Consider the following 24,289-nt stretch of genomic DNA (forward strand, 5'->3'; position numbering starts at 1 on the left):
TTGCGATTGACGTCGATAGCAAATCGAACGACAGCCGCAAAGTATATTAATATGAGCCTATTAGGTTCTGTGGGATATCAGTGATGGTCTCGCGACAGCTTAGACATTTTACAGCCGTAGCCGAAACCCTGCATTTCGGACGCGCGGCAAGCAAGCTCGGCATGACCCAGCCGCCGCTCAGCCAGTCGATCATGGCGCTGGAGCGTGAGCTTGGAGCTGCACTCTTCCGCAGAAGCAAGAGGAGTGTCGCGCTGACACCCTTCGGCGAGCAATGGCTCGTCCATGTGAAGGCGGCACTTGCCGCGCTGGACGCCCTGCCGGAAGCCGCCCAGCGACTGCGCGACGGAAAGGCCGGTCGTCTCGACCTCTCTTTCGTCAGCACGGCGGACTACAACATCCTGCCGGTCCTTGTTCGGCGCTTCGCTGCTTTGTACCCTGCGGTCGAGATCTGTCTGACCGAGGCGACGAGCGACCTGCAAATCGCCGACTTGCTGGCCGGGAAGGGTCATGTGGGCATCATCATTCCGCCAATAGGGGGGCCGCTGCCCGAGCCGTTGAGTTATCGCAGGCTCGTGTCCGAGCCTCTGGTGGCTGCCGTGCCCGAAAGCTGGATCGCCGAGGAGCGCCTCCCTCTCTCTGGCGGACAGCTTGCGCCCGAGACATTGATCGACGTGCCGCTGATCATTTTCCCCAGACGGTCGGCGCCGGCCTTTTACGATCTGGTGACCGGCTATTTCACCGCACATGGGCGAAATGCCCGAATCGTCCAGGAGGCGATCCAGATGCAGACGATCATCAGCCTCGTCTCGGCCGGCATGGGTATTGCGATGGTGCCCGATTCCCTGCGGCATCTGGCGCGCACCGGCGTTCGCTATGTCGAGCTTGCCGGCGGAGGGCCGACCCTGGAAAGTGGGATCGTCTGGCGACGTGGCGACGTCACTCCGACCCTGGAGCGATTTCTGCAGGTCGCACTAGAGACGCCGCAGCCCGCGTGAGGGTCACTCAAGCGGAACCCACCGGGTTGCGGTGCCCGTGACCCCTGATGGCAACCGGATCACGCGTCAGATCGGACCGCCAACGCGGCATGGACCCACCAAGGACCTGGATGACGACGCTGGGCGAGAGCTTAGCTTTGCCTCTCGCCCACCGTAATCGTAAGATCTCCAAGCCCCTCGATATGCCCAACCATCACATTGCCTGGCAGTACCGGGCCAACGCCATCTGGCGTTCCGGTCATGATGATGTCGCCCGGCTGAAGCGAGAAGTAGCGGGAGAGGGTCGCGATGATCTCCGGCGTCTTCCATATCATCAGACTGAGATCGGAGTTCTGGTGCGGCACACCGTCGACGTCGAGGCGAATGGCACCAGAGGCCACATGGCCCACTTGCTCAACGGGATAGATGGCGCTGCAAGGGGCAGACTGGTCGAAGGACTTCTTGAGTTCCCAAGGCAGGCGCGGAGAATCTGGCGCCTCGGTGACGCTGCGACGGGTCATGTCGAGGCAGATCCCATAGCCGTAGATGTGGTCGAGCGCTTGCGAGACGGGAATGTCGTAGCCACCAGATTTCATGGCGACCAGCAGTTCGAGTTCGAAGTGATAGTTGTCGGTCATGGGCGGATACGGAACGATAGATCCGCTTTGCACGACACTGTCGGTGGGCTTCTGGAAAACGATCGGAGGATCACGGCGTTCGTCTCCCCCCATCTCGCGCACATGCGCGACGTAGTTTCGGCCGATGCAGTAGATGCGCCGAACTGGGAAGCGCTGATCACTTCCCGCTACGGGAAGCGACACTGTCCTGGGTGCCTCCACGACGAATTCCAGACTGTCTGACATAAGTGCTCGCCCTATTTTTGGCAGGGTTTAACAACCCCGTAGAACCCTCCACGAAAAATGCATAAACACGGCGAAAGGTCAAAAAAAATATTTTTTGACAGCTCGAACCAATAATGCATTCTTTTCGGCAAGAGACAGAACAATCGAGAGAGGGACAAAGCATGACAAATCGTCGAGGATTTTTAGGCGTCTGCGCGACGCTCGTTGCCTGTGGATTTGCTTGGACAAATCCAGCCGCGGCTCAGCCCGCCAAAGACATCACAGTCGTGTTTCCCAGCCCCGGCGGTGTCGGCTACTATCCGTTCTACGTGGCGATTGGTGAGGGCTACTTCGACAAGGAGGGTCTGCGCGTTCGGCCGGAGAGCGTCAACGGATCAGGACAGGTCCTCCAGATGCTGGCCGCAGGTCAAGCACAGATCGGCCACCCTGGTCCTGGTCCTCTGCTGGCCGCGCGGGCAGCCGGCCTGGACATGGTCTTCCTCTATAACAACTTTGCCAAAAGCCAATTCGGCCTTGTTGTCAAAGACGATTCTGCCTTCAAGATCCCTGACCAGCTCAAGGGCAAGAAGATTGGCGTGGGCACCGCTGACGGCGCAGAGGTCGCTTTCGTTCGCGCGATCCTCGACGATCTGAAAATGAAGGAAGGCACCGACTACGAATTTCTGACGGTCGGTGACGGCGGCATGGCGACGGCAGCATTCATGCGGGGCGACATCGATGCCTATGCGTCGGGCACGCGAGATGCCGCAATCCTGCGCCTGCGCGGTGTTCCGTTGCGCGAGATCACCCCTGATAAGTTCCTCGCCTATTTCGGCAATGGATACGTGACGACCCGCGATTTCATCAAGAAGGACCCTGAGGCCCTGAAGGGGTTTGGACGAGCGCTGGCGAAGGCATCCGTATTTGCAGCCGATCCCGCCAACAAAGCCAAGGTTCTCGAGCACGCCAAGATCGGCAACCCGCAGGAAGGCGAGGATAAAGCGTTCTCGGGCGCGCTGTTCGAGGCCATGAAGGGACGAGTGACACCTGCCGATCTCTCGAACGGTTGGGGTTATCACCATCCCGAGCAATGGAAGCTGTGGCACGCCGCGCTCCTGGCAAGTGGCGCGTTGAAGGCGCCTCTGCCTGACCTGGAGAACGCCTATACCAACCAGTTCGTCAAGGACTGGAATGCAGGGATCGCTCAATGATCGAGGCGCCCGACTTGCTTGCGCCGGGCGGGCACATCGCCCGGCCGGTCTTTCAGTTGCGGGGAGTCAGCAAGTCTTTCGCTCGCCGCAACGTGCAGGCGCTCGACAAGGTGGATCTCACACTTTTGGAAGGGCAGTTTGCCTCGGTCATCGGCGCGAGCGGCTGTGGAAAGTCGACATTGCTGAAGATCATGGCAGGCCTCACGCCGCCGTCTTCGGGAAGTGTCATGCTGTCCGGCAAGCCGGTGCTTGGGCCACGCCGGGATATCGGCATGATGTTTCAGCAAGCCACACTTTTTCCGTGGCGGACGACTCTTGAGAACATCGTTCTGCCGATCGAGATCCAGGATGGCAAGAAGGCCGCCCTCGCCGTTCATGATCGCGCGCATGCCCTTCTCGACCTGGTCGGACTCAATGGCTTCGACAAGGTCTTTCCCAGTGAATTGTCTGGCGGGATGGCACAGCGTGCGGCCATGTGCCGAATGCTGATTGCCGAGCCGGACGTCCTGCTGCTGGACGAGCCCTTCAGTGCCCTTGATGAAATCAGCCGGGATTTCATGAACATGGAACTGCAGCGGATATGTCTGGAGCGAAATGCGACCGCATTTCTGGTGACGCATTCGATTCCCGAAGCCGTCATTCTTTCCGATGTCGTCTACGTGATGTCGCCACGTCCGGGACGCTTTGTCAGGGCGGTTGAGATCGACCTTCCTCGCCCGCGAACTCTCGACATGCTCAGCACACCGCTCTTCGGTGACTACACCAAGACCATTCGCGGACTTCTCGACAAAGGGGCCTTCATATGACGGGCATCCAACCGACCGTCGCCGGAGAGATCCTGCCAGCAGATACAGTTTGGGAAGAAAAGCTCTCCTGGTTCGATGCGCTGCCGCGTCCGGTCTCTATGATCGGATTGCTGGTCGCTTTCCTGGGCTTGTGGCAGTTGGTGACCGGCCTTGGCTTGGTCTCTCCGATCATCCTGCCGGGCCCTTGGCGCACTGCGCAGGAGCTGGTTTTCGTCGGGCAAAGCCTCCTGTCGGGCAATTACATGCTGGCCGCGTTCTGGGTCACCGCGCAGGAAGTCGTTCTTGGCTTTATCATCGCGGTTGGGATCGGCGTTGCACTCGGGGTCCTGGTGGGGGAGACAGCCTTCGGCGAACGTGCAGTCATGCCTTATATCGTGGCGATCGACACCATGCCGAAGCTGGCGTTCGCGCCGCTTTTCGTAGCCTGGATGGGATTTGGGATCTCATCCAAGGTCGCACTGGCAGCGTTCATTTCGATTTTCCCCGTGGTCGTCGGAACGGCAGCCGGTCTTCATGCTGCGGATACCAACGCGCGCATGCTGTTCAAGAGCATCGGCGCAAGCCGTTGGCAGACCCTCATCAAGCTGAAGATTCCCACAGGGCTTCCGCAATTCTTCACCGGTGTGAAGATCGCCTCCATCAGTGTCGTCGCGGGCGCGATCGCAGGCGAGTTTCTGGGCGGGGGACGGGGATTTGGCGAGCTGATCCGCGTCGCGGCCTCCCAGCTTGACACGCCGCGGGTCTTTTCCCTGATCATCTACCTCAGTCTATTGGGACTGGTGATGTTCGGATTCGTTGTCTGGGTTCAGCGACGTTTCGTATTCTGGCACCGGAACAGTACCACTCAGGACTGATAAGATATGTTCGCCGGCAGTGAGAATGATCGCCGGTCCTCGGCCAAACCAAGATGAAGGCGCAGCACGTGACCAAGATCAGTGAGAAGACCACTGCCGCGACCATCGTCTATCGGAAGCTGAGGCAGGATATTCTCCGGGGCGTCCTGGAGCCCGGCCAGAAACTTGCGATCGATGTTATTGCTGAGCGTTACGGGACGGGGACGAACCCCGTGCGCGAGGCGTTGAACCGCCTGTCGGCTGAACGCCTGGTCGACCGTCATGAGCAACGCGGTTTCTTCGTTCCTGCGATCAGCATCGAGAACTGGCGCGAACTCGTGAAGACGCGCTGCTGGCTGGAGACCAAGGCGCTGGAAGAATCGATGCGGAACCGCACGACGGAGTGGGAGGAGGGCATCGTCCTGTCGTTCTATCGCCTGTCCCGCGTCCAGGCTTCCAAAGAGGAATTGGACCCCGCAAAGCGCAGCGAATGGGAGGTTCCCCACCGTGCCTTCCACCTCGCCCTGATTGCCAACTGCCAATCGACATGGATGCTGGAGTTCTGCGAAGTCCTGATGGACCATGCGCAGCGATACATCTTCGTGTCCGATTCTTATGCCTATCCAAGGCGCAACGGCCTCGAAGAGCACCGGGCTCTGATGGACGTGATTCTGGGGGGAGAGATCCTCTCGGCAACGGAGATGCTGGTGGAACACTACCACCGGACGCTCAACAAGATTGAAGCTCAGATCACTGGATAGCGACGGTGAGGCAGGGTCACGCCAACGAGCGGTCGGGACCGTCAGGCACGAGTCATCGCATCCTTGGTGCTGCGAAAGGCGGCCGAGCCGGCGCGCCACCTCGTTCAGCGCCGACCCACAGATATGCGCCAGTACAGCAATTTTGCCCGGCCAGCAGGGTGGGCAGGTGGTTTGCCGCCGACGGCGGGTCGCCCGAGCGTTTTATTCTGAACGCATGCGCGCAGTCATTTGCCATCATGCCCCTTGACAGAAATCTGACAGGGTCCGACGTCGATACGTGATCCAGCGTAGAGAGTCTGGACATGCAATTCAGTCAAGGGATCGCATCATGGCAACAGAAAATCATCATGTTGCTCTGCGCGCGATATTTCTTTGCAACGAGCGATTGTTTACGTGAGAAACGTTCAGGATTGCAGCGAGTGAAATCGTCGCTAAGCTGGAACCTCCCTCTTCAGGACAATTTATCATGAGCACAGATTCCGTCGCGCCGATGCTGGACGAGTTCGCCATCTGTAAACTGTCTCACCGTTACGCGCAGGCGCTTGACAGAAATGATCAAGTGGCCTGGGCGGCGTTATTCACAGCCGATGCAGTGATCGAGAGCGGAAACTCAAAACCTCGCGGTTATAGCGAGATCATGAGGATCCCCGTCGACCAACTGAAGCGCTACAAGAAGACGTTACACTCCGTGACCACACAGGTGATCACCCTGAGCGGCGACACGGCATTGGGCGAGGTCTATTGCACGGCCTACCATATCTACGAGGATTTTCACCAGAACGGACGGTTCCCGTTCGACCTGAGTCACAATTTCCTGATCCGCTACGAAGACGCGTATCGACGCGTCGACGGCCAATGGATGTTCACGAGGCGCCGCATTTCAACCGAGGCGCGTTTCGTTCATCAGATCATCCCCGTCGCCTAGGCCCAAAGCAACCTGCTCAGACCTCAGTCGCCTAGCATTCTTGTTCACAGAGCGCACGAGCGTCCGTCTCGGCTCAGCCTGTTCTCCGACGACTGCCCTCAAAATATTGCCTTGCGCTGCTGGGCGTCCGACTTGACAACCCCCTTTGCCAGAGGTTTTATTCGCATACCGGACAAATGTGCGAAAAGATGCACGTGGGGGATCAGCTATGGAACGCAGGACTTTTCTGGCTAGCGCAGCAGCACTGGCTGCGGCATCCACCATTCCGGGCAACGCTCGGGCCGCCACTCGTCTTCGGTTCGCCCACTTTTCAGTGACAGACGACCCGAACCACGTCACCGCGCTCTCGTTCGCCGACAAACTGAAGAATGCGACAGGCGGGGAGTTTGACGTCACGATCATTCCGAATTCACAGCTCGGAGGGGAGGTCGATGTCGTAGAGGGTATCCTGCTCGGCACGATCGACCTGGCGCCGCCATCCTGCGCGGTGTTGGCGAACTGGGTTCCGGAGATGAACGTGCTCAACATGCCGTTCGCGTTCCGCGACTGGGACCACTACACCCGGGTTCTAAACGGCTCGCTTTACGACCAAATTGTAACGGCAGCCGCTGCGAAAAACATTCGCTTCCTCGGCTTCATGACGTCCGGCGTACGCCACATCATGACCCGCCAGCCGGTCAATTCGATTGCTGATCTGAAAGGCCGCAAGATCCGAACCGTGCAGAACCCGGTTCACGTCGCAACGTTTAACGCCTTCGGCGCGAACGCCACTGCCATCGCCTACAACGAAGTCTATTCAGCGCTCCAGACGGGCGTCGTTGATGGCGCGGACGCTGCTAATACAAATTACTATACGCAGAAATTCTATGAAGTCGCCAACAACTGGGCGCAGATTGGATGGCTGTACTATTCCAATGGCATTATCATGTCAGAAGCCAAATTCCAGCGCCTTCCACCTGAGCGTCAGAAGGCCTTGATGGCGGTAGGCCGCGAGGCAGGAATCGAACATCTCAAGCTCTGGGCCGATAGCGATGCAAAGATCCTCGATCAGTTGAAAGCCAAGGGTGTCAACATCACCAATCCGGATCCGGCACCATTCCGCGAGCAGTCGAAGGCGATCTACGATCAGTTCCTGAAGACGGACAAGGAGAAGCAGATTCTCGCCGACATCCTGGCAGGTTGATCTCCATCCCATGTCAGCGCTAGCGAGCGGAAAATTCGGCAGCAGGGCGATATCGGCGGTTCGCAACACTGTCGATGTGGCGGTGATCCTTCTGTACTCCTACATGGTGATCGCCGTCGTGGTTCAGGTGGCCGGCCGCTATGTGCTCAACTTCCACATCGGTAACGCCGTTGAAACGGCGACCTACGCTCAGATCTGGCTAACGGCTGTTGGAGCAAGCGTTGCGCTTCGCCACGGCGCCATTTTCGCTGTCGATACCTTGACCCGCCACCTCAGTCTGACACCCGCGAGATTTTTCAGTATCTTGATCGCGGCAATCAACATGATCTTCGTCGGGGTCATGATCTACGGCGGAATCCTGCTGACCGAGCAGGGCATTCGGCAGACATCGCCAGTGTTGATGATCCCCATGTGGACAATTTTCATCTCCATTCCGATCGGCATGACATTGCTGGGCATTGAAATCGTCATGCACGTAATCGAGAACTGGCACGCTCCCTTCGCCGGCATCCAGGAGGATCTGCTTTGATCGCCCTCGGGGTCGGGTTCTTCGTGTTCCTGCTGATCGGCGTACCAATCGCGTTTGTCTTCGGCATATCGGCGCTTATCTCGGTGTGGGCGGCGGATCTTCCGCTAGTGGTGATTGCGCATCGGTTCTATTCTGGTCTCAATGACTTCACCCTGATGGCCATTCCCTTCTTCCTGCTTGCCGGGATGCTGATGGATCAGGGCGGATTGTCGCGACGGATCATCGACTTTGCATCCGCTCTCGTCGGCTGGGCGACGGGTAGCTTGCTCATGGTTTCCGTCGTCGCATCGACAGCAATCGCGGCGATGTCTGGATCTGGCAGCGCCGATACTGCGGTCGTCTCCGCTGTCATGCAGCCCGAACTCAAGCGCAGGAAGTATGACGTCGATTTCTCGGCAGCACTCATCGCGACGGCGGGCACGCTCGCACAGATCATTCCACCAAGCATGATGCTGGTTCTGATCGGCGTACTGAACAACATCTCGATCAGCGCGCTCTTTCTGGCTGGCATTATTCCTGGCCTTCTCGTCGTCCCGGGGCTGCTCTTTCTCGCCTGGTGGCACGCCAGAAACGGCGGGCCTCAATACCGCGTGACAGAGCCGTTTCAGCTCCAGCGGCTTTGGACGACCTTTTTCTATGCGTTACCCGCGCTTGGACTCGGTGTGATTGTCAGCGGCGGGATCTTCAGTGGTGCGTTCACGCCGACAGAGGCAGCCGCCGTCGCGGTCGTGTATACGATATTGATCGGGAAGTTTGTCTATCGCGAACTCGACCTGAAGGTCATCCCTGGCATCATTCTGAAGGCTGGCGGATTCACCGCAGGCATCATGGTGCTCGTGGGAGGGGCAACCGTCTTCAATTGGCTCATGGCCATTGAGGGCCTCCCGGATCTCGTTGCCAGTTGGTTGCAGGCTACCGTCAGCAGCCCATGGACTTTTCTGCTGATAGTCAACATCTTCCTGATGCTCTTCGGGATGCCGATGGAGAGCATCGCAATGGTGCTCCTCCTCAGCCCGGTCGTCATTCAGGCAGGTGTGGCATACGGCCTCGAACCAGTGCACCTTGCGATCGTCTTCGTGTTCAATAGCGTGATCGGCATGATTACGCCGCCCTTTGGCGGGACGCTGTTCGTGGCAGCGATTGTGGCCAAGAGACCCATATCGGCGGTCACGCGCCACATTTATCGCCCTTGGGGCGTCATGACGATCGTCTTGCTGCTCGTCACCTACATTCCGGAACTTGTGCTTTTCCTTCCGCGCGCTGCGGGCTTTCTGAAATAGGCAACAGTCCGAAGAACACGAGCCTCGAGCAGAGGCTCATATCGTCAAAGTGTTCGCTGCGAACTATGTCTCGGCAGAACCCGCCCAACTTAAGAGGAGCATCCATGACAAGCGTGCCGCGGCTCGACGCCAGTCTTGAAGAAACCGATCGCCAGTATCTCTTTCACCCCTTCACAGTTCTGAAAGACCACGAAAAAAGTGGCCCGCCAAGAGTGATTGTCGAGGGAAAGGGTATCAGGCTGACCGACAGCCATGGCCGACACTACATCGACGCAATGGCCGGACTCTGGTGCGTGAATGTCGGATATGGCCGGCCTGAACTGGCCGAAGCGATGAAGGAGCAGGCTCTCAAGCTTCCATACTATCACGCGTTCTCGTCAATGAGCATGGAGACTCCCGTTCGCCTTGCGGAGCGGCTGGTGAAAATGGCGCCGGTCCCGATGTCAAAAGTATTTTTTGGCAATAGCGGATCGGACGCTAACGACACGCAGGTCAAGCTTGTCTGGTATTACAACAATGCTAGGGGCTTGCCGCAGAAGAAGAAGATCATTTCGCGCCAGCGCGGATATCACGGCGTCACGGTCATGTCTGCCGGGCTGACAGGTCTCGAGGGCTTACACAAGGGCTTCGATCTTCCCCTCCCAATGATCCGCCATACGACAGCGCCCCACCGCCTCTGGGAGGCGGAGCCTGGCATGACCGATGAGGCGTTTTCCAGGAAGCTCGCGGACGACCTGGAATCCCTGATTGTCGCCGAGGGCCCCGAGACCGTGGCGGCCTTTATTGCCGAACCGATTCAGGGTGCAGGCGGCGTGATTGTGCCGCCGGAAGGCTATTTCCGCGAGATCCAGAAGGTGCTCGATAAATACGATGTCCTTCTGATAGCCGATGAGGTGATCTGTGGATTCGGCCGTCTGGGCAAGATGTTCGGAACGAACGTGATGGATATGAGGCCAGACCTGATAACTGTCGCGAAAGGTCTCACATCGGCCTATATCCCGCTCTCAGCCTGTCTCGTCTCCGAGAAAGTCTGGCGTGTCCTCGTAGATGGGGGAGAAAAGTTCGGCAATTTCGGGCACGGCTACACCTACACGGCGCACCCTCTTGCGGCAGCGGTGGCGCTTGCCAACCTCGATATCATCGAGAACGACAACCTCGTCGCAAATGCGGCGACCACGGGAGCCTACATGCATAAGAGACTGCATGAGGCCTTCGGCCAACACCCGCTTGTTGGCGAAATTCGCGGCAAAGCGCTGATCGGCGCGGTGGAGTTCGTGGCGAAGAGAGACGGCCCGCGCGCGTTCGATCCCAACCTCAAGGTCGCACCCAGAATAGCGCGGGCCTGCCTTGAGCTTGGCCTGATCACCCGCGCGCTTCCTTCCGCCGACACGATCGCTTTCTCACCGCCACTCGTGATCAACGAGCAGGAGATTGACGAGATGGTAGCGTTGGCCCGCAAGGGCGTCGATGCAGTCACCGACGAACTCGTCAGAGAAAACGCCTGGCACGGTTGAAACCGCGTTCTGTGGCCAAAAACGAAACGATGGAGAATGTGAGATGGATCGCCATTCAGTAAACTGGTCCGGCCCGATGCCGGCGGTTGTCACGCCTTTCGACGCGAGTGGCAACGTCGACGAGGCAGCGTTCGCAGAAAACTTGCAGATCCTCCTGAAGAAGGGAGCGACCGGTTTCGTTGTAGGAGGATGCACGGGCGAATTCTGGGCGATGACTCTCGAGGAGCGCAAGAATCTCTACAAGCTCGGCGCCAAGGCTGTCGCCGGCAAGGGTACGCTCATCGCAGGCACCGGCGCCATCACTGTGCGGGACACGGTTGAATTGAGCAATGCTGCGCAAGAGGCTGGCGCCGATGGCGCACTCATCCTGCCTCCGTACTTCGTGAAGCTCACGGATGACGAGATTTTTGCCCATTATGAGGCAGTGTCTTCGCAGGTTTCCCTGCCGATCATGCTCTACAATATCCCCGGGAATGCCGTGAACGGGCTCAGCCCTCACCTTGTTGACCGACTATCCTCGTTGGACAAAGTGGTCGCCGTCAAGGAAAGCTCGGGCGATTGGAACAATTACTACGCGACGGCCATCGCCGTTCAATCCAAGCTCCGTGTCTTCTGCGGGCCGTCCTCGGTCTTTGGCGTCAGCGCAGTCTTGCTGGGCGCGGATGGGATCATCGATTGCTTCCCGAACGTGTGGGCGCCCGGTGGTTTGGATCTCTACTACGCCGCCAAGGAAGGGCGCCTCGAAGAGGCTCGTGACCTCCAGGAACTCGGTCGCCGCCTGACCGATCTTTTCGTCTCCGAAGGGCGGACGCTATATCCGTCAACGAAAGCCGCCATGCAGTTGCTGGGACTTCCCGGCGGAGAGCTTCGGGCTCCGCTCAAACCGTTGGGCCAGAGGGAACTCGACGGATTAGCCCGCGGCCTCGCGGCATTGGGTCTGCTCCCACAAGCGAAGATCGAACGGCTGAGCGCCTGAAGGAAAACGTCACATGAATGCGCACGCAAACGACGGTCATTTCGCCCCGCAGCTCAAACCGAAGGATTACTCGATCTCGTTCGGTGAGTTCGTCGGCATCGGCCCGAACGGGAATCTCTGGGTTGAGGATTGCGACGTCAACGATCTGGCGGAGAAATTTGGAACGCCGCTCTACATCATTTCCGAGTCGCAGTTTCGCTACACGTATCGGGCATTTCGCGACGCCTTTCGACGTCATTATCCCAGTGTAGAAATTCTGTTTGCCAACAAGTCGAACAACGGCTTGGCAATTCGACATATCATGAACCAAGAGGGCGCGGGCGGCGATTGCTTCGGCGTCAACGAGATGTACCTGTCGCTTCTCGCCGGCACAAATCCCAAGACTCTAGTTCTCAATGGCTCGAACAAACAGCCGGAAGAACTGGAAATGGCGATCGCCAACGGCGTTTGCATCAATATTGACGCGATGGACGAACTGGATCTGATCGAAGAGATCTCGGCTCGGCTCGGCCGCAATGTCGATCTCGGGATCCGCCTCAAACTCGATCTCGAACCGCTCGCTGGACGGACAGGCGTGGCGATGCATGGACCGGGGACGCTCAAGCAGCAGAGCGACAGCACGAAATGGGGCATGTCGCGGCAACAGACTGTCGCCATCATCAGACGCGCCCAATCCATGCCGCGGGTGCGCCTGTGTGAAACGCATTTCCACCTGTCGCGCATGTCCAACGACCCTGAGAACTTCGCTATCATGGCGCGAGAGATGATCGCGTGGTCGGCGTTTATCCGGGACGAGACAGGCTGGATACCCGACTGCATCGATATCGGCGGTGGCTGGACATTCGGCAAGTGGTACGGGACGGGACCGAATGGCCAACTCGACGACGATCGAGCGCCCACGGCCGAGGATTACGCGCGGCTTTGTTCCGCGGCGATTAAGGAAGAGACGGCACGCTACGGCCTTCCGTTGCCGAAGCTGCGCCTCGAACCCGGCCGTGCCTTGTCCGGTCCATCGGGTGTCGCGGTTGGCATGGTCGGCGCGGTGAAAGAAGGTGATCATAAGAAGTGGGTTAACATGGATCTGTCGACCAACCATCTGTCATGGGCTGCTGCGCTTGATTGGTATTATCACGCGCTGCCCGTTGTAGATGCGGCCCGCGAGGGAAGCGAGATCGTCGATCTCGTCGGTCCCCTCTGCAATTCAGACGAAGTCGGTCCACACCGCAAGATGCCACCGTTCAAGCGCGGTGATTACGTGGCTTTCCTGGACACCGGGGGTTATACGGAGTCATGCGCGGCGCGATACAACGCGCAGCTTCTCCCAGCGACCGTGCTTGTCTCTGGAAATCGCGCCGAGGTCATCACTGAGCGTGAGCAGCTGAAAGATGTGGCCGGGCGCTTCCGCGTTCCGCCCCGTCTGTTGGCCGCGTCGTTCGCTCCGCAGGATCGTGAGTCGCCGTCAATCATCGTGACGCCATGACAACGCTCTCTCCTCAGCGGCATCGATTTGCCGCCCCTTTAGCCACCAATCGAACGGCGTGACGTCATGGATCTTGGATTACGTGGCCGGAGCGCCATCGTCAGCGCGGCCAGCAAAGGCCTCAGCAAGGCCTGCGCCCTCTCGCTAGCAAGGGAGGGCGTCGATCTCGTTCTGATTGCTCGCACCGCTGATACGCTTGAGGCCACCGCAGCAGAAATTCGAGGGGCGACAGGCGTCAATGTACAGACCGTTGCTGCCGATATCCACGATGAGGCGACGCACGATCGGATCCTGGATCTCTGCCCGGAGCCGGATATCCTCATTAACAACCCCGGCGTGCGCCAGGTCCCTGGTGATTTTCGCACCTGGTCGCGAGCCGAATGGCAACACTGGATCGACGTTCACTTTTTTTCGGCCATCCGCCTGATTCAGAGAGTCTCCCCTGGCATGGCTGAGCGCAAGTTCGGTCGCATCGTGAATATGTCGGTGAGCTTCATCAAGTTCCCGCAAGTGGGGTTCGCCCACAGCCATGCCGCGAGGCTGGCGCTGTCAGGCGCAGTTGCGGCGATCTCGCGGGAACTGATCCCGCATAACGTCACCATCAACACTGTATGCCCAGGTCTCTTCGACACGGATGCGTTGCATACCAATCTTCATGGTCATGCCGAGCGCCGCGACACTAGCTACGAGGCGATTTTGGCGGAGCGATTGGGAACCTGCCCGGCAGGTCGCCTCGCCGATCCGACGGAATGCGGCGATCTGGTCGCTTACCTCTGCAGCGCCCAGGCAGGCTTCATGAGCGCGCAGAACATCGTCAATGACGGCGGCGTCTATCAAGGTATTTTTTGAGAGTTTGATCCGATGACCGAAGCGACCCTGTCGCCTGATAACCGCGTGATTATGATTTCTGGCGCGTCCAGAGGCATTGGTGCTGCAATTGCCAAGCGTCTTCTTGCCGACGGCTATCGCCTGTCTCTCGGTGCTCGCAAGCCGGATGTTGCGAAGGACGCTCTTGGCGACCACGATCCTGAGCGAGTCCTTTTCGGGAGGTTTGACGCGCTGGACCCGTCTACGTCGGAGCGTTGGGTAAGCGAGACGGTCGAGAAATTTGGCCAGATTGACGGTCTGGTCAACAATGCTGGCATTCTTCGCCAGGTGCTGTTCGATGGAAAGGGCGAGGCCGCTCTTGAAGAGCTGTGGGGCGTGAATGTGGTCGCACCGTATAGGCTGACGTGTCTGACGCTTCCCCATCTGCGCAAGACGGGGCAGGGGCGCATTGTGAACATCGCCTCGACCGATGGAAAGCGCTATCGCGACACCGTCTCTGTTGGCTATGCGATGACGAAACACGCACTTGTGGTCATGAGCCATGCGTCGAAATTCGAGGGTTGGGAGGATGGCGTGCGCGTCACCGCGCTCTGTCCTGGTGCCGTGGATACCGATCTTATCGCGGGCATACCTGGCGTGATGCCAGGCCCCGGCCGCATCACGCCAAGTGTTATCGCACATGGCGTCAGCTTCATCCTGAGCCTGCCAAACAACGCATCCGTGGCTGAATTCGCCATCAACACGCGTCTCGAATCCACGCTCTGAAGTCGGCTGCCGCGCCGCTTTCCGGTTGCCACGCGGCAGTCCTCATCCCCACTCAGGCTTTGATACGCAGACGCTCGTTCTGCGGATACATAATGCGCCTGGCGTCCTCATCCAGTTCGGCCTTGAACAGATGCTTCTGTTTCAGGGATTCCGCCCGGATGGCTGCCGGGCGTGCGTTGATTTCCTCCACGAGACGTTTGACATTTGGAAACTTGGCCCAAGCGCCTTCGCCCATAACGTAGGGCACCAATCTCGCCCAGCCCCACATTGCCATATCCGCGATCGTATAGGCCTCGCCGACCAGATAGCGATGATCTTTCAGGCGCTGATCCAGGATGCCGTAGTGCCGTTCCGCTTCGTAGAAGTAGCGGTTCTGCGCGTAGGGAACGACCTCGGGAGCGAAATGCCTGAAATGGACCGCCTGGCCGGAGAACGGACTCATGCCGGATGCGACAAACATCATCCAGGACAGCAGTTCGCCGCGGTCAGCGGGCGTGTCGGCCGGCAGGAACTGTCCAGTCTTTTCCCCGAGATACAGAAGGATCGCATTGCTGTCGAAAACCTTCACATCGCCATCGACGATGGCCGGAACCTTTCCGTTCGGGTTGATTGCGAGATAGTCAGGTGCGAATTGCTCGCCCTTGCGCGTATCGATCGGCTTCGGCTCGTAGGCGATACCCGCCTCTTCGAGAAAGAGCGCAACCTTCATCGGATTGGGCGACAAGTTGAAGTAGAATTTGAGCATGGGGGTGCCTATTTTATGGACGAGGTGTGATCGTGACTGAGCGCAGGTCTGGCGCTAATTCCTCCAGTTCAATATGTGACGCTGCTCGATCAATGGTCAAACTAATTCCCCGAATGGCGTGCTTTAAGCTTTGAGAATCTATCGGCTTTGCCAGAAACTAACGTCGTCCCACCGCGATAACCCAAGGACTAAAATGAGCAATTCTTCAAAGTCAGTCGCGCCGTGGGAATGGCCGGAAGAGCAGTGGCGAAGCGCTGTATCGCGGGTTCGTGCCGGTCGACGTCTTGCACCGCCGGCATGGCCGCAGGGAGCGAGCTGCGCAGTGGCCCTGTCCTTCGACTGCGATCACGAGACTTTCGAACTCGGCGCGGGCGGAACGGCTGTTGGTCGCCTGAGCTGGGGCGAGTTCGGACGGCGCGTCGGCGTGCCGCGTATTCTGTCCATTCTCAATCGCCACGACGTGAGAGCCAGTTTCTTCACGCCGGCGGTTGTGACGTTGATCGATCCACATGAAACGAGACGGATTGCCGATGCGGGACACGAAATCGCGATTCATGGCTGGATCCATGAGAATACATCTCTTCTGACCGAACCTGTTGAGCGCGACCTCATGCGGCGTTCGAGGGATCAGATCGCGAAGGTAACGGGAGTGGAGCCTGTCGGGCACCGAGCGGCACAGTGGGATCTCAGCCCACACACCATCTCACTCGTGAAGGAGCTCGGCTTTCTCTATGATTCATCGTTGATGGCGGATGAAGAGTGCTACGAACTCTGCATCGATGGCACACCGTCTGGTGTCGTCGAGATTCCTGTAGAGTGGCTGCGGGACGATGCCGTCTATTTTCTCTTCAATCGCAATCCGGCCACACGGCCTTATATGCCCCCGCGGGAAGTGCTGGAGATTTTTACAAGGGAGTTCGATCAGGCCTACGCGGAAGGCGGAATCTTCCAGCTTGTGATGCATCCTTTCGTCATCGGATACCGCTCACGGATCTGGATCCTGGATGAACTCATTCGCCATGCGAAATCCAAGCCCGGAGTTTGGTTCGGAACTCATGAAGAGGTCGCGCGATGGGTGAAGGAGTTGCCAGCCGCTGACGGGTCTCAGCGGACGTAGGTCGCCCCATTCATGTCCAGGGTGGCGCCGGAAAGATGACGCGCCTTTCCTGACACCAGGAAAGCGATCAGTTCCCCGATCTCTGACGGCGGAACCCATTCGCCCATGGCAAGGGACGCGGTCACGGATGCCTCACCGCCCGGTTGGAGCGCAGCAAAATCCTCCGACATCTTGGTCCGAACGATTCCGGGTGCTATCAGATAGCTCAGGATGTTTTCGCGCGCATAACCTCGGGCGATTGTCTGCGCGGCGGCCTTTATCGCAGCTTTCGATGCGGCATAGGCAATCTGGTCGGGATTCGTTGATCCCCGTTGCGCATTCCAGCTCGCAAGCGTGACAAGAACACCGCCGCTTCCCCGCCACTCTCTCACCGCAGCGCGCATCAGCCTTGCGGGTGCCAGAACGTTGATGGCAAATTGCTCCGTCCAGGAGCGATCCCAGGTGGCATCGTCGTCATCGACTCCGCCCCACACGAGGGTGGCGGCATTCAGCACAAGCGCATTGATGCCACCGCGCCAGGCGGTTGCAGTCCGCCAGAGTTGTTCGACTTCGGCGAGATTGCCAAAATCTGCCGCCACAAATATTCGCCGGCTCGGATCAAGTCCCGCCAATGCCTTCTCTGCGCCCTCGCGGTCGTGATCATTGCGGTGATGAGCGATAATGTACGCACCGGAATCGGCGAGTACCCGCGCGGTGGCGGCACCGATCCCACTTGACGCACCGGTTAACAGAACCGTCTTTTGGCTAAGATCTATCACTGTCCTGTTTCCTTTTCCGATGTGGCAGTCATGGCCTGATCGAGCCGAACAGTCTTCAGGCCACCAATGACCTGGAGCGTCGGCGTCAATTCGATGTGGCCGATATTGACGTGCGCTGGCGCCGCGAGAGCGTAGCAGATTATATCCGCGACATCGGCTGGCTCGAGGACCTCGTAGCCATCGAAGTATCCCCGTTCGGCCTTTGCGGCATCGCCGATCGTCTTGGCGAAAATCGCGGTGCGCGTTCTCCCTGGAGCAATCTCAGTGACGCGGATGCGATATCCACATAGATCCACCCGCAACTGGTCCGAGATGGCGCGGATGCCTGCCTTGGTTGCGTGATACACGGCATTGCCGCCGGTCAATGCATGGTGACCTGCAATCGATCCGACGAAGACGATATGCCCGTGATTGCGCCGCTTCATCCCCGGAAGGGCAAGTCGAATAAGGTGAAGCACTGACGACAGATTGAGCTCGACGAGATCATCGATCTCGGCCTCGCTTGCGTTGCCGATCGAGCCACCGAAATTGCTGCCGGCGTTGCATACGACGACATCCGGGTCAGCCTGAATGACGAGCGTCTCCATTGCCTCTCGATCGACCATGTCGAGAGCGTGGGTCACGCAACCCGTCTCGGCCGAAAGTGCCGCCAGCTTGTCGGCGCTCCGTGCGGTAGCGTGAATCGTGGCGCTGAAGGAAGACAGGCGCCGGACGAGCTCTTCGCCAATTCCGCTGGAAGCCCCCGTCACGAGAATGCTTGAGCCGTCCAGGACCTTGCTCAACGCATGAGGCTCGGGAGCCAGAGGGCGATCTGCGGGAAGATCATCACGATGATTAGGCCGACCACCTGCAATCCCATGAAAGGCCAAACCGATTTAAGGATGTCCTGCAGCGAGACTTCCGGCGGTGCGACACTCTTCAGATAGAAGGAAGACGGTCCGAATGGCGGCGAAAGGTAGCCGATCTGCATATTGATGCAGAACAGCACGCCGAACCAAAGGGGATCGTAACCCAACTGCTTGATGACAGGCACGAAGACCGGCATCGTCAGGAGTGCAATCCCGATCCAGTCCAGAGGCAGACCGAGCAGGATCAGGATGATCTGCATCACGATGAGGATGCCGATCGGGGGGAGAGGAAGGCCAGCAATCAGATTTGACAGATAAGTGATGCCACCCGTGAATGTGTAGATCCCCACGAAAGCGGTCGCTCCGAAGAAGATCCACATGACGGGGCCGATCGCACGACCGCTTTCAACCACGATCCCGCGAATGTCCGACAGAGTGAGCTTGCTCCCGCCGAGGGAGATCGCGAGGAGTGCACCGGCAACGCCGATGGCCGCGGACTCCGTTGGAGTTGCGATGCCAAAGTAGAGTGATCCAAGGACCGCCAGGATGACTGCCATGGGCAATGCCAAATCCTTCGCCAGGAGGACTTTCTCCTTGAATGGCAGGGCCAGCTCCTCTGGTGGTGGGGGAGGGGCAAGCGCGGGGTTGATGACACAGCGGATGTAAATGTAGCCGGCATAGAGGGCGGCGAGCAGCAGCCCGGGAAGGAGGGCCGCTGCGTAGAGCTCTGCAATCGAGACGTTGGCGATGAGCGCGTAAAATACCAGGACAAGACTGGGTGGGATCATGGCGCCGAGGGATCCGGCAGCGATAATGGTGCCGAGCGCAATCTGCTTGTCGTAGCCGCGCTTCAACATCGTCGGCAGCGCAACGAGCCCAAGTGTGATGATCTCCGCGCCGACAACACCGACCATGGCGGCCATCAGCGATCCTGCCAGAACGACGCTGATCGCCATTCCACCCGGCAACCTTGCGGTCCACAGGTGCAATACGCCGAAGATCTTGGCGGCAATACCGCTCCTTTCAAGGAGGATACCCATGATAACGAAAAGAGGAACGGTGATCAGAATATAGTTGGTTGAATTATCGTAGATCCGGCTTGCAATGATGATCGTGCTCTGGGGACCAAAGAGCGTGAACCCAACAACAAGAGCCGTTCCGAGGGTCGCGAAAGCCAGAGGAACGCCGATGATGACCATCCCGAAAAGGAGGCCAAAGGTGAAGATAGTGACGATCTCGGGGCTCATGATTTCTTTCCGACCAGGAAGACGAACGCCTGAAGTGACATGAGGGCCAAGGCAATCACGAGAGCGACTTTGAGGATGACCGGCAGTGGAGTGTTGAAAACGGTTCCTGAATGCTCGTTAACGTCAATCGCGAATGCGGCCTGGTTCCACGAGGCCCAGACGAGGATCAGGCAACTGACAAGGGACACGGCGAGCCCGAACTTATGCGTATAAACCTGCCATCTCGGTGACAGTCGGTCGGTGAGGGTCGTCACAGCGATGTGCCCCTCGTCTGCGGAGACCTGGGGGCCGCACAGGATGTAGTGGAGTCCGGCAAGGATCAGCGAAATCTCAAGGGTGTATTGTGTCGGAGCGTTGAACACGTAGCGGGCTACGACCTCGTAGAACGTCAGAAGGAAGACGATCACGTAGCCGTATGAAAAGACATCGCCGATGGCGCGATTGAAGCGAGTAATCACGGTGCATCCTCTAAACAGGAAAAGGACCTGCCCTCCGGCAGGCCCTCAACTCATTGCGCCTTACATTTTTCCGGTTTTCTTGAGATAGTCGAGATAGGCATTGATCACCTTCTCGGAGAGCGGGCTCTTCTTGGACCAATCCGACCAAGCCTGCACGGCCAGCTTGCGATACTGGACCTTCTCGGCATCAGATAGTTCTGAAATTTTCAGCCCCTTTGACTCCGCCTTGGCGAGCACCACCGCGTCGTCGATCTGAACCCGGACGATGCAGCGAACCATCAGATCGCGCATGGAGAGTTCGAGCATCTGGCGAAGGTCAGCAGGCAACGCGTCCCACTTTGCCTTATTGACCGAGATGTCGAACGCTCCGTTGGAGTGCATGCTGTTGATCAGCGTGTACTTGGCGTCTGCGTAGACGCCCGTCTGATCGTTATAGGACAGCGTGCCATTGTCTGCCGCGTCGATGACACCCTTCTCGAGAGCCGAGAACACCTCGGTGAGGGGCATCACCACTGGAACCGCGCCAAGTTTTTCCCAGATGGCACTCGAAATGCCGGGCGGGCTCCGCATCTTGAGGCCCTTGAAGTCTGCCAGCGTATTGAGTGGCTTGCGCGACGGGATCGCCTCAAAGGAGCCGGTGCCGACACCGATGGTATAGATGTTGAACCGAGAATACGCTTCGCGCATCAGTTCCAAACCACCATAATAATACCAGAACTCGACCAGCTGGTAAGGCGAGTCGAAGGCGCCTGGAATATCACCGAGCGGCGCAAAGCCTGGGTCGATACCAGCGTAGAGGGTCGGGTACGAGACGTGTCCGTCGAGAACGCCTGCCTTGATGGCCTCGAGGGACTGCGCGAGCGGCACCACAGAGCCGGCTGGAAGCATCTGGATTTCCAGTCGTCCGCCGGACATCGCAGTGACGCGCTTGGCCCAATCCTCGACAACTTCCGTCAACTGATTGCCTGGCAGCCATTGGTTCTGGAGGCGCCATACGGTCTTCGTCTGAGCTGCGACACCGGTTGCATGCGTCGCTGCGAAGAGCATCGTCAGCGCAGCAAGGACCGGTAGAATGTAGACGGCATTAAGACGCCTCATCATCATTCCCCTTCTGGTTTTATGAGGTTGCGTTGGAAGCTTGTCCGACGGAGTGAACAAGCCCCTGACGGATCGTAGAACGGCCGCGTTTCTAGCGTCAAGCAGTTTGTGCGGATGACGGTTATATGTTCGTATGACGCACAAACGAGCAATGATGAGTCTCATTACAGGAGCAGGGTGTTGGACACAAAGATACGGGAAATTGAGGACCGGATCCTCATCGGGGAAGTTCTTTCGGGTTATTGCCGAATGCTCGACACAATGGACCTCAATCAGGTGGGCAATCTCTTCACATTGGACTGTGTCGTAGAGTTCGGGCCTGACGAAAGGTTGAACGCGAGGAGCGCGCAGGCTCTCGCCTCCAATCTGTCGCGTCTCTGGCGCTGGCGCCGCACATCACATCATCTCTCAAACGTCGAAGTGGCATTCCGGTCGGACTCTGAAGCCTGTGCATCAAGCTACGTCATTGCCTGGCACGAGAGGCCGGACGGCACGACGGCGACGCTCTACGGCACCTATCGCGACACCCTCGTGCGGACAGTGGACGGCTGGCGCATTTCAACCCGTCGCCAGGAAATGAACGGCAGCGATGCCGGCTTCACTGTGGGCATTTTTCCTGCCTCCCGGGCGGCTCCTCCGGCCGGATGGGCACCTCCGAATTACGTCATGTCTTGAGGCGCCGCGGCGTGATGTCTTGAGGCGCCGCAGGCAGACTCGTGGAGCATGGCGACAGTCATTTTCCCGCGCCCGCGGACAATTTCTGCGAGGGCACCATCGCGATACGAGAGGCTGGGGAACGCTATTTACAGCATTTCGTGCGCCATGCTAACATTCGTGCGTTATGCGCATAGTGATGGCGAGGCCCACACTCGGAACCCTCATCCGGCGCATCGCGTATTCGCTGATTTTAACAGGTGACTGATGTCTCAAGAATTTCGTGGTAGCTACACCGTTACCATTACGCCTTTCACGGAAGATCGCAGCGCCATCGACTATGCCGCCTGGCAGCGTTTCCTCGATTGGCAGTTGCAGGTGGGCGTCCCCGGGATCATCATTCTGGGCACCACTGGAGAGTTTCTAACCATCAGTGACGCTGAACGCCGCGCTTTCGTCGATGCGACGGTGAAGCATGTAGCAGGCCGCATTCCCGTGATGGTAGGAAGCATGAACGCCTACACTCCGAACGCGGTCCGCTACAGCAAAGAGGCACAAGACCTCGGCGCGGACGGCTTGATGATCGCGCCACCCTACTACTACACGCCCACCGAGGACGAGATCTTCAACTACTACCGCGCGATCAACGAGGCGGTAGCGATTCCGATCATGCTCTACAACAATCCTGTCACGACGAACGTTGACATGTCCTCGAAGCTCGTGACGCGGATGACCAACAATCTGGAAAATATCCGCTACATCAAGGAAGCGAGCCAGGATGTCGGGCGCATCCACGACATCGTGGATGAAACGCAGGGCCTGATGAATGTGTTCGCGGGCGAGCGGATCGTCGAATCATTTTTGCTGGGTGCGGTTGGCTACGTCAATCCATACGGCAACTACATCCCGCTGGCGTCGACCAAAATCTGGGACTATCTGGTCGAAGGCCGGATCGAGGATGCCAAGAAGATCCAGCGTCTGATTTCGAAGTTCGATCACATCATTGCAGCAGGCCACCCGACCTATGGGCACCAATGCTATTCCAAGGCGCTGGCAGGCGCTGTCGGCTACCCGGTCGGCGATGTTCGTGATCCAATCACGACCTTCCGCGCGCTCGGCGAGGAGGGACATCAGCGGCTCTCTGAGATCATGGCTGTGATTCGCGAGCTCGACGCGTTGATGATCGAACTCGGAGGCAAGCGCGCCGCAGCTTGACCACCGACTTGTGTAGAATGGAACGCCACCCACCCGGACCGCACCTGTTTACGCCGCTGACCATCAGGGCAGCGACGTTTCGAAACCGCATAGTACTGTCGCCCATGTGTCAGTATCAGGCAGTCGATGGACATATCGGGCGATGGCACCTCGCGCATCATTCGCGCTTCGCGCTCGGGGGTCTTGGCGCAGCCATCCTCGAAGCGACCAGCGTAACAGCCGATGGCCGCATCACGCCCGGTTGCACCGGGATCTACGATGATGCCCATATCTCCGGTCTGCGCAGCATCACCGAGCTCTATCGCGATCACGGCGTGTTATCGGGCATTCAACTGAGCCATGCCGGTCGAAAGGGCAGCACGGCAAGGCCCTGGGAGGGAGCCGCGCCGTTGGAAGCGAATGGCGAGGAGCCGGCATGGCGGACAGTTGCGCCGAGTGCGGTTCCCGCCCGTCCCGAGTGGCCAGTGCCATTGGCATTGTGCGAGGATGGGATCGCGGCGATCGTGGAGGCGTTTCGCACAGCGACCCTGCGATCCTACGAAGCCGGTTTTGATTTCGTCGAGATTCATGGCGCGCACGGCTACCTGATCCACAGCTTCCTGTCGCCGCTGGCAAACCAGCGGAATGATCGCTTTGGCGGATCGCTCGAAAATCGCATGCGGTTTGCATTGATGGTGGCAGAAGCGGTTCGCAGCGTGTCGTCACATGACCGCCCGATCTTCTATCGCGCATCAGTCATCGACGATGTGGAAGGCGGTGTAACGCTCGAGGACAGCATTGTTCTTGCGACGGCGCTCCGCGAGCGGGGAGTCGACGTCGTGGACTGCTCAGCTGGAGGAATTGTCGGTCCTGTCGCGCTCGGGCTGCTCAAACAGAAGCCGAACTTTCAAGTTCCGCTCGCGGCGGCGATCCGCGCCAAGGCCGGGGTCGCCACCATGGCGGTTGGCCTGATCATCGATCCCGTGTCGGCGGAGAATGCGGTGGCGAACGGGCATGCCGATCTCATCGCGCTGGGAAGAGAATTGATGGCCGATTCAAACTGGGTCTATCGGGCGGCGCGCCAACTGGGAGTCTCGAACCCCGAGAAGGTGTTTCCGCCCGAATATGCGTTTTACCTAGGGTCAGGACCCATTGATTTAAGATGCTCGATCTGATTCAGGTTCCGCAAGGAGACTGAGCATGAGCGACCTTTACTGGCTGACGGACGAGCAGATGGCACGGCTTCAGCCGTATTTCCCCAAG

At 58.6% G+C, this 24,289-nt stretch carries 25 protein-coding genes; 18 read left to right on the plus strand and 7 right to left on the minus strand.

Annotated elements, in window-relative coordinates:
• Positions 1-83: 83 nt before the first annotated feature.
• On the plus strand, positions 84-995 hold the full coding sequence (locus tag J4G32_RS11105) for a LysR family transcriptional regulator (protein ID WP_210490887.1): 912 nt from the start codon (positions 84-86) through the stop codon (positions 993-995).
• Between the two features lie 131 nt (positions 996-1,126).
• On the opposite strand, the gene J4G32_RS11110 is transcribed toward J4G32_RS11105, so the two are convergent.
• Positions 1,127-1,837, minus strand: a complete 711-nt coding sequence (locus tag J4G32_RS11110) for a fumarylacetoacetate hydrolase family protein (RefSeq protein ID WP_210490888.1) — start codon at positions 1,835-1,837, stop codon at positions 1,127-1,129.
• Positions 1,838-2,103: 266 nt separating this feature from the next.
• Between J4G32_RS11110 and J4G32_RS11115 the strand changes: the two genes are divergently transcribed.
• From J4G32_RS11115 to J4G32_RS11175, 13 genes are all read left to right on the plus strand, one after another.
• Complete coding sequence (locus J4G32_RS11115) at positions 2,104-3,027, plus strand: ABC transporter substrate-binding protein (RefSeq protein ID WP_210490889.1); 924 nt, start codon at positions 2,104-2,106, stop codon at positions 3,025-3,027.
• A complete protein-coding gene (locus J4G32_RS11120) occupies positions 3,024-3,833 on the plus strand; it encodes an ABC transporter ATP-binding protein (RefSeq protein ID WP_210490890.1) in 810 nt (269 codons plus the stop codon). Before J4G32_RS11115 ends, J4G32_RS11120 begins: the two co-directional genes overlap by 4 nt.
• A complete protein-coding gene (locus tag J4G32_RS11125; RefSeq protein ID WP_210490891.1) occupies positions 3,830-4,687 on the plus strand; it encodes an ABC transporter permease in 858 nt (285 codons plus the stop codon). The genes J4G32_RS11120 and J4G32_RS11125 overlap by 4 nt, the downstream gene beginning before the upstream one ends.
• A gap of 53 nt (positions 4,688-4,740) precedes the next feature.
• On the plus strand, positions 4,741-5,427 hold the full coding sequence (locus tag J4G32_RS11130) for a GntR family transcriptional regulator (RefSeq protein WP_210490892.1): 687 nt from the start codon (positions 4,741-4,743) through the stop codon (positions 5,425-5,427).
• Between the two features lie 466 nt (positions 5,428-5,893).
• On the plus strand, positions 5,894-6,352 hold the full coding sequence (locus J4G32_RS11135) for a nuclear transport factor 2 family protein (RefSeq protein WP_210490893.1): 459 nt from the start codon (positions 5,894-5,896) through the stop codon (positions 6,350-6,352).
• A 208-nt stretch (positions 6,353-6,560) separates the two neighbouring features.
• Positions 6,561-7,535: a TRAP transporter substrate-binding protein gene (locus tag J4G32_RS11140; RefSeq protein WP_210490894.1), complete on the plus strand. Its 975-nt coding sequence runs from the start codon at positions 6,561-6,563 to the stop codon at positions 7,533-7,535.
• Positions 7,536-7,545: 10 nt separating this feature from the next.
• The gene (locus J4G32_RS11145; RefSeq protein ID WP_210490895.1) at positions 7,546-8,064 is read left to right on the plus strand and encodes a TRAP transporter small permease; all 519 of its coding nucleotides are present in this window, start codon (positions 7,546-7,548) and stop codon (positions 8,062-8,064) included.
• Between the two features lie 23 nt (positions 8,065-8,087).
• Positions 8,088-9,344 carry a TRAP transporter large permease gene (locus J4G32_RS11150; protein ID WP_210490896.1) on the plus strand — a complete coding sequence of 419 codons (1,257 nt, stop codon included), beginning with the start codon at positions 8,088-8,090 and terminating at the stop codon, positions 9,342-9,344.
• A 104-nt stretch (positions 9,345-9,448) separates the two neighbouring features.
• A complete protein-coding gene (locus J4G32_RS11155) occupies positions 9,449-10,858 on the plus strand; it encodes an aminotransferase (protein ID WP_210490897.1) in 1,410 nt (469 codons plus the stop codon).
• Positions 10,859-10,901: 43 nt separating this feature from the next.
• On the plus strand, positions 10,902-11,834 hold the full coding sequence (locus J4G32_RS11160) for a dihydrodipicolinate synthase family protein (protein ID WP_210490898.1): 933 nt from the start codon (positions 10,902-10,904) through the stop codon (positions 11,832-11,834).
• A gap of 13 nt (positions 11,835-11,847) precedes the next feature.
• A complete protein-coding gene (locus J4G32_RS11165) occupies positions 11,848-13,314 on the plus strand; it encodes a diaminopimelate decarboxylase family protein (RefSeq protein ID WP_210490899.1) in 1,467 nt (488 codons plus the stop codon).
• A gap of 66 nt (positions 13,315-13,380) precedes the next feature.
• Complete coding sequence (locus J4G32_RS11170) at positions 13,381-14,163, plus strand: SDR family oxidoreductase (protein ID WP_210490900.1); 783 nt, start codon at positions 13,381-13,383, stop codon at positions 14,161-14,163.
• 12 nt (positions 14,164-14,175) lie between these two features.
• On the plus strand, positions 14,176-14,907 hold the full coding sequence (locus tag J4G32_RS11175) for an SDR family NAD(P)-dependent oxidoreductase (RefSeq protein ID WP_210490901.1): 732 nt from the start codon (positions 14,176-14,178) through the stop codon (positions 14,905-14,907).
• Between the two features lie 52 nt (positions 14,908-14,959).
• Here J4G32_RS11175 and J4G32_RS11180 read toward each other — a convergent pair whose 3' ends face one another.
• Positions 14,960-15,652, minus strand: a complete 693-nt coding sequence (locus J4G32_RS11180; protein ID WP_210490902.1) for a glutathione S-transferase family protein — start codon at positions 15,650-15,652, stop codon at positions 14,960-14,962.
• 322 nt (positions 15,653-15,974) lie between these two features.
• On the opposite strand from J4G32_RS11180, the gene J4G32_RS11185 reads away from it, so the two are divergent.
• Positions 15,975-16,769, plus strand: coding sequence for a polysaccharide deacetylase family protein (locus J4G32_RS11185; protein WP_343232635.1), 795 nt, complete (start codon positions 15,975-15,977; stop codon positions 16,767-16,769).
• Here J4G32_RS11185 and J4G32_RS11190 read toward each other — a convergent pair.
• Genes J4G32_RS11190 through dctP form a run of 5 tightly spaced genes read right to left on the minus strand, consistent with a single transcriptional unit; the run spans position 16,757 to position 21,178 of the window.
• Positions 16,757-17,527 (minus strand): SDR family NAD(P)-dependent oxidoreductase, encoded by a 771-nt coding sequence (locus J4G32_RS11190; protein ID WP_210490903.1) that lies wholly within the window; start codon positions 17,525-17,527, stop codon positions 16,757-16,759. The genes J4G32_RS11185 and J4G32_RS11190 overlap by 13 nt on opposite strands.
• The gene (locus J4G32_RS11195) at positions 17,524-18,309 is read right to left on the minus strand and encodes an SDR family oxidoreductase (RefSeq protein WP_246504952.1); all 786 of its coding nucleotides are present in this window, start codon (positions 18,307-18,309) and stop codon (positions 17,524-17,526) included. The genes J4G32_RS11190 and J4G32_RS11195 overlap by 4 nt, the downstream gene beginning before the upstream one ends.
• Positions 18,306-19,622: a TRAP transporter large permease gene (locus J4G32_RS11200; protein WP_210490904.1), complete on the minus strand. Its 1,317-nt coding sequence runs from the start codon at positions 19,620-19,622 to the stop codon at positions 18,306-18,308. The genes J4G32_RS11195 and J4G32_RS11200 overlap by 4 nt, the downstream gene beginning before the upstream one ends.
• Entirely contained in the window at positions 19,619-20,080 is a 462-nt protein-coding gene (locus tag J4G32_RS11205; protein WP_210490905.1) for a TRAP transporter small permease subunit, read from the minus strand. Before J4G32_RS11205 ends, J4G32_RS11200 begins: the two co-directional genes overlap by 4 nt.
• A 60-nt stretch (positions 20,081-20,140) precedes the next feature.
• Entirely contained in the window at positions 20,141-21,178 is a 1,038-nt protein-coding gene (gene dctP, locus J4G32_RS11210; RefSeq protein WP_210490906.1) for a TRAP transporter substrate-binding protein DctP, read from the minus strand.
• A gap of 180 nt (positions 21,179-21,358) precedes the next feature.
• Between dctP and J4G32_RS11215 the strand changes: the two genes are divergently transcribed.
• The 3 genes from J4G32_RS11215 (at position 21,359) to J4G32_RS11225 (ending at position 24,201) form a co-directional block, all read left to right on the plus strand.
• A complete protein-coding gene (locus tag J4G32_RS11215) occupies positions 21,359-21,853 on the plus strand; it encodes a nuclear transport factor 2 family protein (protein ID WP_210490907.1) in 495 nt (164 codons plus the stop codon).
• A gap of 246 nt (positions 21,854-22,099) precedes the next feature.
• Positions 22,100-23,047, plus strand: coding sequence for a dihydrodipicolinate synthase family protein (locus tag J4G32_RS11220; protein ID WP_210490908.1), 948 nt, complete (start codon positions 22,100-22,102; stop codon positions 23,045-23,047).
• A 17-nt stretch (positions 23,048-23,064) separates the two neighbouring features.
• Complete coding sequence (locus J4G32_RS11225; RefSeq protein WP_210490909.1) at positions 23,065-24,201, plus strand: NADH:flavin oxidoreductase/NADH oxidase; 1,137 nt, start codon at positions 23,065-23,067, stop codon at positions 24,199-24,201.
• Positions 24,202-24,289: the final 88 nt, after the last annotated feature.

This window comes from Microvirga antarctica, assembly GCF_017921815.1.
Taxonomy (GTDB): Bacteria; Pseudomonadota; Alphaproteobacteria; order Rhizobiales; family Beijerinckiaceae; genus Microvirga; species Microvirga antarctica.